General features: G+C 31.0%; 14 protein-coding genes. 6 read left to right on the forward strand and 8 right to left on the reverse strand.

Annotation, left to right across the window (positions count from 1 at the left end; all coding sequences use genetic code 11):
- Positions 1-7: 7 nt before the first annotated feature.
- The 3 genes from FNW52_RS16865 (at position 8) to FNW52_RS16875 (ending at position 2,130) form a co-directional block, all read left to right on the forward strand.
- Positions 8-193: a helix-turn-helix transcriptional regulator gene (locus tag FNW52_RS16865; protein WP_255515632.1), complete on the forward strand. Its 186-nt coding sequence runs from the start codon at positions 8-10 to the stop codon at positions 191-193.
- Positions 194-470: 277 nt separating this feature from the next.
- Positions 471-1,394 (forward strand): HNH endonuclease, encoded by a 924-nt coding sequence (locus tag FNW52_RS16870; RefSeq protein WP_143378652.1) that lies wholly within the window; start codon positions 471-473, stop codon positions 1,392-1,394.
- Positions 1,395-1,458: 64 nt separating this feature from the next.
- Complete coding sequence (locus FNW52_RS16875) at positions 1,459-2,130, forward strand: GNAT family N-acetyltransferase (RefSeq protein WP_143378653.1); 672 nt, start codon at positions 1,459-1,461, stop codon at positions 2,128-2,130.
- Positions 2,131-2,135: 5 nt separating this feature from the next.
- Here FNW52_RS16875 and FNW52_RS16880 read toward each other — a convergent pair whose 3' ends face one another.
- The 6 genes from FNW52_RS16880 to FNW52_RS16905 form a co-directional block, all read right to left on the reverse strand.
- Positions 2,136-2,942, reverse strand: a complete 807-nt coding sequence (locus tag FNW52_RS16880; protein ID WP_143378654.1) for a hypothetical protein — start codon at positions 2,940-2,942, stop codon at positions 2,136-2,138.
- Positions 2,939-4,546: an AAA family ATPase gene (locus FNW52_RS16885; RefSeq protein ID WP_143378655.1), complete on the reverse strand. Its 1,608-nt coding sequence runs from the start codon at positions 4,544-4,546 to the stop codon at positions 2,939-2,941. The genes FNW52_RS16880 and FNW52_RS16885 overlap by 4 nt, the downstream gene beginning before the upstream one ends.
- Complete coding sequence (locus tag FNW52_RS16890) at positions 4,543-6,006, reverse strand: restriction endonuclease subunit S (RefSeq protein ID WP_143378656.1); 1,464 nt, start codon at positions 6,004-6,006, stop codon at positions 4,543-4,545. The genes FNW52_RS16885 and FNW52_RS16890 overlap by 4 nt, the downstream gene beginning before the upstream one ends.
- On the reverse strand, positions 6,006-7,412 hold the full coding sequence (locus FNW52_RS16895; RefSeq protein ID WP_185966021.1) for an N-6 DNA methylase: 1,407 nt from the start codon (positions 7,410-7,412) through the stop codon (positions 6,006-6,008). The genes FNW52_RS16890 and FNW52_RS16895 overlap by 1 nt, the downstream gene beginning before the upstream one ends.
- 185 nt (positions 7,413-7,597) lie before the next feature.
- Positions 7,598-8,389: a nucleotidyl transferase AbiEii/AbiGii toxin family protein gene (locus tag FNW52_RS16900; RefSeq protein ID WP_143378658.1), complete on the reverse strand. Its 792-nt coding sequence runs from the start codon at positions 8,387-8,389 to the stop codon at positions 7,598-7,600.
- Positions 8,386-9,195: a type IV toxin-antitoxin system AbiEi family antitoxin gene (locus tag FNW52_RS16905; protein ID WP_143378659.1), complete on the reverse strand. Its 810-nt coding sequence runs from the start codon at positions 9,193-9,195 to the stop codon at positions 8,386-8,388. Before FNW52_RS16905 ends, FNW52_RS16900 begins: the two co-directional genes overlap by 4 nt.
- Before the next feature lie 188 nt (positions 9,196-9,383).
- Between FNW52_RS16905 and FNW52_RS16910 the strand changes: the two genes are divergently transcribed.
- A complete protein-coding gene (locus FNW52_RS16910) occupies positions 9,384-9,596 on the forward strand; it encodes a hypothetical protein (RefSeq protein ID WP_143378660.1) in 213 nt (70 codons plus the stop codon).
- A gap of 28 nt (positions 9,597-9,624) precedes the next feature.
- Positions 9,625-9,792, forward strand: coding sequence for a hypothetical protein (locus FNW52_RS20880; RefSeq protein ID WP_185966022.1), 168 nt, complete (start codon positions 9,625-9,627; stop codon positions 9,790-9,792).
- A 64-nt stretch (positions 9,793-9,856) separates the two neighbouring features.
- On the opposite strand, the gene FNW52_RS16915 is transcribed toward FNW52_RS20880, so the two are convergent.
- A complete protein-coding gene (locus FNW52_RS16915; protein WP_143378661.1) occupies positions 9,857-10,033 on the reverse strand; it encodes a histone H1 in 177 nt (58 codons plus the stop codon).
- 148 nt (positions 10,034-10,181) lie between these two features.
- Positions 10,182-11,855: an AraC family transcriptional regulator gene (locus tag FNW52_RS16920; protein ID WP_143378662.1), complete on the reverse strand. Its 1,674-nt coding sequence runs from the start codon at positions 11,853-11,855 to the stop codon at positions 10,182-10,184.
- Positions 11,856-12,175: 320 nt separating this feature from the next.
- Between FNW52_RS16920 and FNW52_RS16925 the strand changes: the two genes are divergently transcribed.
- Positions 12,176-12,913 carry a hypothetical protein gene (locus FNW52_RS16925; RefSeq protein WP_143378663.1) on the forward strand — a complete coding sequence of 246 codons (738 nt, stop codon included), beginning with the start codon at positions 12,176-12,178 and terminating at the stop codon, positions 12,911-12,913.
- The last annotated feature ends 138 nt before the right edge of the window (positions 12,914-13,051 follow it).

Raw genomic sequence — 13,051 nt, forward strand, 5'->3', positions numbered from 1 at the left:
TTTAAGAATGAAAACTGGGTTATCACAATCGGATTTCGCTAAGAAATACGATATAGATCGGCAGATCATAAATAGGTGGGAAAGCACAAAAAATAAGCGAGGAGTTACAATATATTCTATTCAGAAATTTTGTTTAATGATCAATATTACATTGAAAGATTTTTTTGATAGTGATATGTTTACCACAAAATAAAAAGATGCTAGTAGGCATCTTTTTTGATTTTACAGAGATAAGGAATACTTGTTGATTAGAGATTAAAGCTTGTCAGAAGCGGAGTTTAAATTTCAGGCTAATTACTTACTAGATTTGGTCTATCTACGAAACCATATACTCTTAATGGAAAAATATTTTTTTATTATAAAAAAGCGGCTTTAAATTATTGTATGACAAAACGATAAGTTACAAGATAAATAAAAGAAAATAAAAAACATATAATTTTAATATAACAATTTGTAGAAATTTGAAAAAGATGTCCACAAATAAAAGATGTATTTTTTGTAAAAGCCCAAGTGATTCATCAAAAAGTGAAGAGCATATTATTCCTGAATCTATGGGTAGTCGAAAAAAGATACTCCCTAAGGGAATTGTATGTGATAAATGCAATAATTATTTTGCCATCAAAGTTGAAAATCCAATATTATCACATAAAGCATTTAGAAATATTAGAGGATATTATCAAGTCCCGAATAAAAAAGGTAAGATGCCTTCTGTTATTGGCTTTATTGACGGTACTAACATCGAGATATCGCTAAATCTTAATAAAGATAATACCCTAAATATTCAACCCGAAAATGAAAGTGATAGAGACCGTTTTAAAGAATTGTATGAAGATAAACTAACGGACTCAACATTTCCTGCATTGCTTTTTATAGTAGATATTAATCCTCCTAAAAGGGATATGTCTCGTTTCCTAGCAAAAATGGCATTGGAAACACTTGTTTATAGATTTGTTGATGATGAAAAATGGGTTGAAGAAATTATTAATGAAAGTCACTACGATCTAATTAGAAATTATGCTAGATATGGAAAAGGTGTTGACGAATGGCCATATCATAAAAGAAGGATATTTCCAGAAGAAACACAAATGAGACATCCTGACACAGGAGAATGGGTTCAAATAGGTTTTGGTAGCGATACTATGCTTACTTCAAGAAAAGAAACTTATTTTGTATTCTTATATTATGGAATGGAGTTCGCGATAAATCTGGGAGGTCCTTCAGTAAAAGGTTATGAAGAATGGCTAATTAAGCATAACAATATTAGTCCGCTAGTTGAACGCATAGGAGTTGAACGTATAGAAAAAATTGTGAATAAACAAACTGAATATTTCCTAGAAGGAGTTTTTGACATACGAAAAGGTATATATTTTGACAAGGAAAATCTAGGCAAATAGAACGGGTATATTATTTCCATTCGCAGCTTTAAACAGGAACAGATTAACTTAATAAATTAAAAAAATGACATTATTAAAAATATACAAGATTTTATCTCAAATCCCAGAAGATATACGTGTTCAGATTTTAAATTTGGTTGAAAAAAATTCTAATGAAATTAGTATTAATGTATTTTCCAAAGGAAGTGAAATCGATGACTACATGACAATGCGAGAAATGGTTAAAGCTAATCTTTATTTGGAAAGACTTACTGAAAATGAACGATATAGAACACATTTATTAGTGACTGAAGATATACAAGGATGTATTCTTGGTTATATTCTATATCATAAAAGTATCGATGATCCAACAGATGTCTCTATAATTAGCACAATTGTATCTAAAGAATATAGAAATCAGGGAATTTTACGAAATATGCTTGACAACTTAAAACAGAAGTATAAAAGTATTTCCTTAACCTGTTTTATTAGCAAGGTCAACATATATAAAAAACTTGGCTTTATTCCGGATTGTCACTTACAAACTCAGATAGGTATGTATTATGGGGTGCCTGACGATGGTCAAATTATGACCATCGATGATGATATATTAATCAAATATGATGCGGTATTTAATGCTTTTGAAAAATTTAAGCTGGATAACTTAAACAATTGGCAAAAGCTTATTGAGAAACTAAATGACGATAATATCATTGAATCCACCAAGGCTGAAATATATTTTAATACAATAAAATAATAACTTTAGGCTGCTATTGCAATGTCTAGTGCCCAATCGTGACCACTACTCTTTAAACAATATTTTACAGTTGCGGAATATTCTGAATTTGGGTTTGCTAAATCCCTTAACTCAGTCCATATTTTAATTATATCGTTTTCTCTAGCTACATCATATGTAACTGTTTGAAGTTTTATAAGTTTGGCAGATTCCATTATTAAATTTTTAGCTTTTCCATATTTCTGCCTTCTACCTTCTTTTAAACCTTCATCATTTAAATTATAGCGTTCAATAGAATATACCGCACGTTTATAGTCTAAAGAGTTTTTATCTAATGACTTTGACAATATTTTGCCTTCAATACCATCGAATGAAATTTTCCAAGTATCAGCAATTACTAATGGGTCTAATAAAAGTGTTTGCTCCAAGTTTGTATTTCCTCCATAAGCATTGACTTTATTTAGCAAAACCGGAAAGTAGTCTCGTTTGCGGACGTTTGGTACAGGACCCGAATATCTATAATTTTGCCAATCAAATGCTAACCACCAATATCCGCCTTGATCATTGCCCAGCTCATCGAGAGCATTTGTTTTAGGTCTAAAATGATCTATATGACAGTGTGCGCCATCATTAATAGATTCAGTATACCAACATTTTCTATTTCTCAATAATGAAAGCTGATTCTTCAATTCCCTCCATAAACCAGAATTACGCACAATAATGGTGGCGCGGTCCACAGCTGTTAACGCAGCTATTAATTCTGCAGTAACAGTGTCCGCTTTTGCAATCCATTCATCCGAAGGAGGATTATTTAAGTAGTCAACAAAAATCATTCGCTATCACGTTTAAGTAATTTATCCATAATTTGTTTGGCAACTTTATTCTGTTCTTCAATTTCTGCTGATGTCATTTTTTCAATCGTAAAGTTGTCTGTTTTACTCATTTCTATTAAGAACTTTTCATATAGTGGATCTCGATCAGTTGTGTTAATACCCAGATCACCTAGAATTTGAAAAATTTCATTTAAAGCAATTTTATCTTTATTAGTTAATTCCCCTAATTCTTGTTTAGCTATAAGTGCATTTCTTTTGTTGATTATTTCAATAGTTTCCTTATCCAAAGTACTTGGAAGTCCAAATAATTCACTTGTTAAAATGCCTGCCACACCTAATCCTCTAGGATCAAATTCTGGCTCGCTCGTGTGTATAAGTCTGTCATCCCCAACTGTAGTAAATACTCTTATTTCATCTTTAGTTAATCCTCCAATCACAAGAGGATCATGTGTTGTCATTATTACTTGACTACTTGAATCCCTGTCCACGACATTCTCCATTAGTTCTATATACGACCATTTCCACAGCGGATTTAAATGTGTATCAGGTTCGTCTAAAAGAAACAAAGTATCGGATTCCTTAGTAAAGCGCATTAATCCCAAAACTGTCAGCAACTGTTGCTCTCCTTCACTAAGTTCTTTGAATGTTATATGACCTTTCACATTTTGTTTTCTAACTTTAACTCTAATTTCATGAATTAAATCAGATATGTAAGTACTTTCAAGCATCTTAAAAAAATTTGCATTAGATCCATACTTCTTTGCCAATTCCACCAGTTTTTCTTGACTCGATATATATAGATAAAAATGCTCTTGTTCAGGATTTTTATGAAAATCTTCCCTGACCTTTTCATTGAAAGGGACTGGAGCTAATGAGGCATCCCATAAATCATTTAAAAAATCTTTCACAACTCCTCGGGCATACCAAAATTTTTCGTCGCCTCCTTTAATAGGTTTGTTTTTATACCAATATGGATTTTTTAGAACAAAGAGGATAGATTCAAGTCCTAGTATATCGAGGTAATCTTTTAAAAATGTTTGAATTTTTTTCTCAGGGAAACCATAAAACGCCATTAAGACAAAGTGACTGTGGATGTGGCGCGCATAAAACAAAGGTCGCATAGGATCATCTAATCCATCTAAAAGATCTTTTAAAAACCTTCTTTGATGCAAATCGAAATGCTCTTCTAACCTATTGCTAATTCCGGAATAATAACTAAACACATGTTTTGGCAGATAAAGATTTTTATTTTTATAAAATGTCGATTTCGCAATCTTCACATTATCTACAAAAAATGTAAAACCACTTTTCTGCTTTTCTACAAAACTGCCGGAACTTTCAACATCATTGCTAAGTGTTTCCTTATTTCCAATTATTCTGATGATATATCCTTGACATTCATAAGATATATCAAAATTAAAATCTGAAAATGTTTTATCATTAAGATCTAGATCACGGAAAATAATAACTAATGCCTCCAGAAAGTTTGACTTTCCAGCAGCATTCTGTCCAATTAGAACTGTATGCATCTTTAACTTATCAAACTCTATGGAGAACTTATTCAAGTTCTTAAATCCATCAATTAATACAGAATTTATTCTCATAACACTATTTCTATATATCCCTTTTCTTTACTTTCTTTCACTGTTTTTGAATCTTCAATCAAAATCTTTAATTCATCGTAAAATGAATCGATGCTTTCTCGATGTCTTGAAATTTGCCACACGCTAACAGCTGACATTTTTCCATTTTTCTCCAGAATATCTTGAATTTCAACTATGTTTTCATCTTCCAAAGTAAGTTTTAATGTATCGAGTAATACTTGATAAGTTCTTATATTAATTTCACTTTTCATCATTGAATTATTTGATATTATGTTTTCAGATTTCCAAATTTTACTTAGTTCTGTTTTAAATAATAAATCTACGTCCTTTATTTGATTTTTAATATTTTCAATTAACTCGTTACAGTTCTTAAAAACCTTTGAAATTTTATCAACGATTAGTTTTTGCTCTGCTATAGGCGGGACTAATATTTCACAATTTTTAATAGTGGGCAATTTAATGTTTGGCTGACCACCTCCACTATAAGCTAACGTCCTAAAATAATCCTTTTTAGATCTTAAAAAATATTCTAAAAACCGTGTATTATGCTGGTCGCTTGGTTTAATTCCTATTAAACTATCAGGAAAGCACATGTCATAATCTAGTATTCCTGTGTTACCAATGGTTGCACCCACAATAGCAATAGCAATTGTATTTTTAGGAAATAGTTTACTGACGCTTAATCCTGATTCGTTTAGTGTCTGATCATGATTTAAAATGTAACCACCTTCAGAAGGAAGATTCCCTATTTGAATATATGGAATCTTCCCATTAAAAAACTTAGGGTCATTACGGGGTCTTGCTGAAAAACGCCCACGTTCGCATATAACATATTCTCCCATGGTCAATACTTTCCAATTTTTTAATTTATTCTCCTTTGTATTGGTCTCATGTTTGCCTTCTAAAGCCTCAGATAAGAAAACACTTTTTATATTTTCTAATAGTGAGATTTGTTTCTCTAATTCTATTTTTAAGTGCAAGGCATCTACTTCAAAAGTTTTAACAGAATCTAAAATTTTTCTTTGTTCCTCTTTGGAAGGTAATAAGATTTGTAATCCAAATAACTGTTTGGGATTTATTCTTTTGGAACCAACACCTTTTGCTAATGCGCTTAATTTTTTATATAAGTCAGCTTGCTTAAAAAAATAAAAAATCCATTCTGGAAAACAATTATCAGAAACATCAAATGCAGGAAGATCTGCACTTGACTCGCATCCGTCTAATTCGAATGGAACAATACCAAATGCACCCTTATGCAAATTTTGTCGTCCATATATAAATTGTCCAGCCTTTCTAGTATAATATTTTGTAGCTCCTTTTTTTTCATTTATATCTGGTCTGCGCTCAATCCCTCCAAGATTTAATTTAACCCTAATTCTCTTAGAAGAGTCGGGCGTAATTGATTCAACTTTTGATTCCGATAATATGGTTCCTAAATTTACTGCTTTCCAATCAATCATTAGAATTCAAGTTTTAATGAACTAAATAAATCGCTACTCTTTTTTAATGATTTTTCAAGTCTTTCTCTAAGTTCAGAACTTGACAATAACTGTTCTTCACTATAATATGGACTTGATATATCAAGATTATAATTTCTTTTCTTTATATCTGCAATTGGAACCTTCCAAGCATAATCAGTTTCAATTCTGTTATTCCACCATTTTTTTTCCAAGTCAAATTCTTCAATTTTAATAGGTCTTGACTTGCTGTATGATTTTTGACCGTTTGGATAAGGATGCTCAAAATACCAAATATCGCTAGTTGATTTACCTTTTTCAAAAAACAGTAAATTTGTTTTTACAGATGTATAAGGACTGAAAACTCCTTTCGGCAATCTTACAATCGTATGCAAATTACATTCATTTAAAAGTTTTTCTTTAATTCTTGTTCGCACACCTTCTCCAAAAAGAAAATTATCTGGTAAAACTACTGCGGCTCTACCTTTTTCTTTTAACAATCTAATAATTAATACTAAGAATAAATCAGCAGTTTCCTTTGTTCTGTAGTCAGCAGGAAAATTCTTTTCGGTTCCATCTTCTTCAATACCTCCAAATGGCGGATTTGATAAGACTACATCTACCAGATCACCTTCTAACCACTCATCATATGGTCTACTTAAAAAATTGTCTCTAAAAATCGCTGGTTCATTAAAACCATGAAGCATGAGATTAGTTGTGCATAATAAATGGGGTAATGGTTTCTTTTCCACCCCAATAAAATTACTTTGGTTTATTAGAATATCATTTTTGTCTGAACTCAACTTTATTTTCCGTATGGCTGAAGTCAAAAATCCTCCGGTACCACATGCCGGATCTAAAATTTTGTCGCTTGCTTTAGGATTAATAGAATCTACCATAAATTGCGTAATAGCTCTAGGGGTATAGTACTCCCCCGAAGAACCTGCACTTTGTAATTCTTTTAAAATACTTTCATAAATTTCATTAAATATATGGTGATTTTCTGATTTCTTAAAGTCTATTTTATCAATCTCATTAATCACTTGTTTTATTAATCCACCATTTTTCATAAAATTGTATGTGTCTTCAAAAACAGATCTGACAATTTTGGCTTGTGCATTAAGTTCAATATTTAACCTTTTAAAATTGGGGAATAAATCATCATTTAAAAAAGTTATTAATTCTACTGGATCCATCTCATTATTATGAGCCCAATTATTCCACTTATATTTATCATTTATTGGGCTAATGTAACTTTTGTTTTCTTTTTTCCACATTTCTTCTTTATCGGAAAAAATTTTTAAAAATAACATCCAAACAAGTTGCGATATTCTTTGGGCATCACCATCTACACCGCTGTCCTTTCGCATTATATCTCGTATAGACCTTATAATTGTTGTAATATTCATAATTTATTTAATCATTATTTTATTAAAATTTATTTGAAATTTTTAACGCTTGCTACCAATAATAAAATGCTTCTGGATTATTCTTTTTCAATTTATTGTATTTAGAGTTTTCAATTACCAAAAAAAAATATTTGTGTTGGATTTTGAAATATTTAAGCTTCAATGTAGGATATCAAATTACTCTTTTAAATTTTTTCCAATAACTCAATTTTTACAACTTCGTAAGCTTTTACATTATCATATTCTACTCCTGGTCGAAGTATCGTGAAAATATCATTCATAAATTCACCATCCTTTATTTTTTCTTCCATATTGGCAATGTACATTTTTTGCGTTGGTGGTATTGCAACTGAAAATGCCATGTACTCTTTGTAGCAATTTACCAGTTTTTCTGTGTCTACGTTTGTATTTGCTAAAGCATGCTCTAAATCAAACAGGTCTCTACCTTTTCTACGTTGGTATAATGCTCTCATTTTAGTACCTAATAATTCTTCGATGTGGTAAGTGTTAATTTCGCATTTTCCAGTAAACCAACCATTTTTCACTTCGAACGGTACTTTTTGTAATCCCATTACCGTAAAATGCTCTTTGCAGTTAATTTCAATTTTTAATTTCATTGTTATTACCGGAGCTGTTTCTGTTTCAAACTTATAGACTACGGTGTTATTATGAGCTCTGGGTTTTGTTGTTCTTTTTGTTCCTAAAAAGATTAATTTTTTTCCAAGCCGTTCTAATATTGGTTTTATAGGACCTGGTTTTATTTGCACTAAATCGATATCCTCTGAATATCGAACTTGTGGTTTCAGAAATAATTTGTGTAATGCTGTACCTCCACGAAAAGCCAAATGTTCGCTTAAAAATTCATCTGAGAATATCTCGATCAATGCTCTTTCAATTACTAAATCTTGCTCTATTTGGGCATCATCTGGCCATGGAGCAAATTCTTTCCATTCCAGTATATATCTTCTAGGTATCATAAATCACTTTCAATTTCGACATTGCGGATAATTTTCCATTTGGAATTTATTTCTCCTTTTTTTTCTTTTCCGGGCATTAATGGAATATTTACTCCCATCTTGTCTGCAATAATTTTATACATTATTTCTCCCAGTTTTTTATTTTCTAGTTCTACTTCCAGTAAATATCCTAAACGTTGAATCGCAGCTGTTTGGGGATATCCTTTTGCGATTTTTTTTAAATTGGATGGTTTTATAATTTCGATTAATTCTTCTAGAATTGTCATTATTCTATTCATACCAATACTTTCAGCATAGTACAATAAATCTAAAGCCGTGAGCTCAGGAGAGGAAACGTTCATATATCCTGCCTCCGTTTTTATCTCATTAATATCTTCCTGATTCCATTCATTTTTAATAAAGAAGTTGAGCTTTAATTTTTTATTTCGAATGTTTCGTAACGCTGGTTTTTCGGTAATGATGAAGGTTTCCATTGGCTGTTGATGACCAGCACCATGTATAGCCGCCGCTGAAATGAGACCAACATAATATTTTTTACCTAATGCTTTCATCATATCATCTATGAACATATTCACTGGGATAATTCCTTGTCTTGAATATTCTGCGGGTAGCAACGTGTAAAAGCCTTTTCGAACCTGTACTATTTTTTTCTTTAGCTTTAATCTATACATGTTCTGATTTAATGCTTTATCAGATACATTAAATCTTTCTTTAAGTTCTTCTAATGTAAACGCATATCTACCTTTAGACCTTAGTTCATCTAAATATTCATCAAGGTAATTATATGAAAAAACAGCTTCAGGCATAGGTATATTTTGTTTGCTATCTACTACACAATGTGTAGTGTTACGCAAATATAATATTTCTCAATTAAGATTATCATTTTTATCATTAAAAGTTTCATCTATTTCTATTAACATTAACTGCAAGGTTAAGATCATAGAAAAGATTATATTACTGTTGTGCTTATGAACGTATTTAATACCTTTGTAATATGTTAGTTACTAGACAAGACATAATTACATTAAAGAATTTATCAATTGCAAAAGATCTTATTGCAATTGATACGATTCCTAGTACTTTTAAAAAAGACTTTCAGTTGTTCTTCTTTGGAAAAACTTTTTTTAAAAAGGATGACACTTTATTTGCGTATCCTCATGACATTAAAATGTGGACACGTTTTATGTTTAATAAGTATAACGAATAATAGTCAATTTATTATTGGAGCAGTTTTAATGGCTAACAATTGTCCTCCAATTTTTCCAGAAATAACCACTCAAGAACAACAAATAGAATACATATCTACAATAGTTCAATGCGAGCAAGATAAAAGTGATGTGGCTTTAATTGAATATTTTGCCAAAGGCATGACAAATTATCTTTTATCTAGAATACAAGATTAGTTAAAAATCAAGAATGATGAAAAAAGCCCTCCAGAAAATCCAAAGGGCTCATAGTTGTGATAAGTTACTTCTTCTGATTTTCTACAGAAACTTTTCTAAACTCTTTTAAAAGTTTCTCTAGCTCCAAAGTTGATTTGCGAGCTCTTGGACCTGCTGCTTTGACACCTTTCTCAATAAGTGACTCAGATTCTGTTTTGAATGTTTCGAATTCGGCGTTGATTTTTGCAACTAAATCTTTCATGATAGGATTGTATTAAATTAGGTCACAAAAATAGAAGTTTGCTGATTAGATAGGGATAATTTGTTGTTAAAATTGGTAATAATGGATAGATATTTTATTTTATGTCATCTGAAAAACTGATAAATTTTTATGTAAATAATTGATGCACTTACAACTGTTCTTTTTTAAGCTCTTCAATAAAATAGGAGGTAGGCATACCCGTTTTAGCCATAAAAGCATTTGCAAAACGTTGAGTGCTGCTAAAGCCAGCTTCCTCAGCCAGTGCCTTGTTTGTGTAATTCCTAATTCTGTTATCGTTTTTTAATAATGAAATGATATAATCAACTTTTAGATCATTAATATACTCTACAAATTTTTTACCTCTGTAATGGTAGATTATTTGGGATAGATATTTTGCATTTGAATCAAAAGCTACAGCAAGCTTTATAGAAGATAAATCTTTTTCTAGAAATTTTTTATCTTTTTCAAACTTTTCCAGCTGTTTCAAAACTACCGTTACAGTATCTTGATTTATGCTCTCGACTCCATAATTAATGTTTTTGACTTCAACTTTAGTGGTAATTTCACTTTTCTTCATTAGTTCCTCAAATTTTTGCCTATAAATCCTCTTATTCCTAATATGTCTATAGGCAATATACAGTAGAGAAAAAAATAAAAGAGCTATTACGCTTATGAATATTAAATCATTATGCTTTCTTTTATCTAATGAGTTCTCTATTTTTTTCTTTTCTAAAACTAATTCTTTTGTGTCGTATTCTTTATAGATTCGTCCTGATAGGTATCTGTATTTATTGTTTAAAATACTGTCTGCTTTAAGTAATTTACTGATGTAATGAAGCTGACTTTTTGGATTATTTTTCGATTTGTAATAGTTAATCAATAATTCGTAGTTCTCGCGAAGATCGGGACGTATGTAGCCTTTATCATCAAAAATGGTATCTACTTTTTTGAAATAGGATAGCGCCATTCGTGGTTCTTTAAGATCTGAATAGCTTTTACCGATATAGAAATATCCAACAGCTTCATTTGCAAAATCTTTGTTTTTGCGTATGGACGGTAGTGAGTATGTAATCTTTTTAATAGCTGAAGCATAATTATTTTTGAAATACTGGTTAATCCCTTCCGAGTGGATGAAGTAGTCCTTCATTTCATCATTAGCTAATCTTTGCCCTTCTAAAATGCCCTTCTCATTTGTTTTTGAACATAAACCGTAATTGCCAATTTTGTTATAGCACAAGCCAAGTGAATGAAGAGAATTTAAATAGGCTCTGGTGTTGTCTTCTTTAAAATAATCAATGCATTCCCTAAACAAGGAAATTGCCTCATCATAAAAGCCTAGGTAATATTTGATATTAGCAATATTGTATTTTACCTTATAAATTAAATACTTATCATTTGTTTTGGAAATATAATTATTGGCTATAAGATAATTATCTAAAGCGTAATTGTGTTTTTTCTGAGCATAATATACAATTCCCTTTGAAAGATAGGCGGAACCAATCAGGGAGTTATCCATCGCTTTTTTTGCAGTATAAATCATACTGTCCGCATAGACCTGTTTTAAATTTTCAGGCGAGTAATAAATGTAATTTTTGTATCCATTTACAATCTCCTCCGAATTTTTTTCTGCTTTTGCCTTATATAAAAAGGATTTAAGATACAGCGATTGTTTAGCTCTGTTATCTTTTAAAGCTTCTATTCGGTCAAAAAGATAATCATAATTTTTACTTCTAAGCGAATCAGGAATTTTAAATTCAATTTCCTGTGCGTAAACTGTATTTACGAAGTAAAGAGATAATAGTATTAGATATTTTTTAATCATAGGTTAAAGTAAAAAGAGGGGGGCTGTTTTCTATACAAAAAGATAACGGGATGTTTTACTTAAAATTGTATTAAATGTTATGTAAACAATTGGTAATGAGTGAATAGTTTATTGAAAATTATGTGTGTATTTTCTGGAAATCCATAGTATTATTCTCGAAAATCCATACATAATGTGTTGCGAGGTCGAAATTGGACTTTTAGATTTGCTTCGAATTCAAAAGCAAAAATATTTAGCATCGTGCTAGATTAAAGTTCTGCTTACCCGGGTGAAATGAACTGACGAATAAAGTAGTCGGTCACGTTTAACACATTTTAATCATGAAAAATATTTCATTGTGGTTAGTAATTGTAGTATTACTAATTGTTTCCTGTACAGCTGATACTATTGATACTACTGAAAGTATAGATAGTAAAGTTAGTAGCAAGAAATCAGGAAAAACCGCTCGTCTAGTGCAAAACTTGACACCTGAAAACCCTGCAAACGTTTATGACTTCGCTGGGAAGTTGCATAATGACATACTTGATATTTATTTGACAGGTAACTATCAGTATAATACGATTGCTGAAATCGCCCAACAGATTGAAGCCATCACAATAGTGAATAGGGATTCGGTGTTTTCAAATTTGAAAACAAATCAGCCTATTAATATCGAAGAGATTCAAGAGATTGTAAATAACCCTGAGTCCAAATTAAATGAAGCTATTGTAAACTCGTCAATGACAAATGTTGCAAAAGATAGTCTTTCCAGTTTTATGAACTCTCTATTTTTATGGGAAAACGCTGCATATGAAGAGATCTATGAATCCATCATTTCTTATGAAGCTTCTGTGATGGCTAATACTCAATTTACCAATGAGGATAAGAGAATAATCTTAACCACTTCATCCATTGCTAGATATTCAATCTATTACGCCAAGGAGCGAAAAGATAAAGATTGGGATTCATCGGTTGGTAATCGCGTTGGGGGAGTTAGTGGGGCTATCGATAATTCATCCACCGCGGTTGTCATGTCACTAGTAGCAGGGATTATGATAAATAATCTTGCAGCTGACTGATGCATCGAATCCTACGCATTGAGAAGGAAATAATATGCGTGTTTTGCGTGTTTTTGATTCTCTTTAATCTTGTTAGCCTTTATTTCATCATAGATCTATTATCCTATGATGAAATAGTTGGTTACCTCACAAATGGCG

The sequence above is a fragment of the Flavobacterium sp. ZT3R18 genome (assembly GCF_007097385.1).
Taxonomy (GTDB): domain Bacteria; phylum Bacteroidota; class Bacteroidia; order Flavobacteriales; family Flavobacteriaceae; genus Flavobacterium.

Coding starts and splice junctions, on each gene's coding strand:
- FNW52_RS16880 (WP_143378654.1), bottom strand. CDS start 2,942: ATGATTTTTGTTGACTACTTAAATAATCCTCCTTCGGATGAATGGATT.
- FNW52_RS16910 (WP_143378660.1), top strand. CDS start 9,384: ATGTTAGTTACTAGACAAGACATAATTACATTAAAGAATTTATCAATT.
- FNW52_RS16885 (WP_143378655.1), bottom strand. CDS start 4,546: ATGAGAATAAATTCTGTATTAATTGATGGATTTAAGAACTTGAATAAG.
- FNW52_RS16920 (WP_143378662.1), bottom strand. CDS start 11,855: ATGATTAAAAAATATCTAATACTATTATCTCTTTACTTCGTAAATACA.
- FNW52_RS16870 (WP_143378652.1), top strand. CDS start 471: ATGTCCACAAATAAAAGATGTATTTTTTGTAAAAGCCCAAGTGATTCA.
- FNW52_RS16895 (WP_185966021.1), bottom strand. CDS start 7,412: ATGAATATTACAACAATTATAAGGTCTATACGAGATATAATGCGAAAG.
- FNW52_RS16900 (WP_143378658.1), bottom strand. CDS start 8,389: ATGATACCTAGAAGATATATACTGGAATGGAAAGAATTTGCTCCATGG.
- FNW52_RS16925 (WP_143378663.1), top strand. CDS start 12,176: ATGAAAAATATTTCATTGTGGTTAGTAATTGTAGTATTACTAATTGTT.
- FNW52_RS16865 (WP_255515632.1), top strand. CDS start 8: ATGAAAACTGGGTTATCACAATCGGATTTCGCTAAGAAATACGATATA.
- FNW52_RS20880 (WP_185966022.1), top strand. CDS start 9,625: ATGGCTAACAATTGTCCTCCAATTTTTCCAGAAATAACCACTCAAGAA.
- FNW52_RS16875 (WP_143378653.1), top strand. CDS start 1,459: ATGACATTATTAAAAATATACAAGATTTTATCTCAAATCCCAGAAGAT.
- FNW52_RS16905 (WP_143378659.1), bottom strand. CDS start 9,195: ATGCCTGAAGCTGTTTTTTCATATAATTACCTTGATGAATATTTAGAT.
- FNW52_RS16915 (WP_143378661.1), bottom strand. CDS start 10,033: ATGAAAGATTTAGTTGCAAAAATCAACGCCGAATTCGAAACATTCAAA.
- FNW52_RS16890 (WP_143378656.1), bottom strand. CDS start 6,006: ATGATTGATTGGAAAGCAGTAAATTTAGGAACCATATTATCGGAATCA.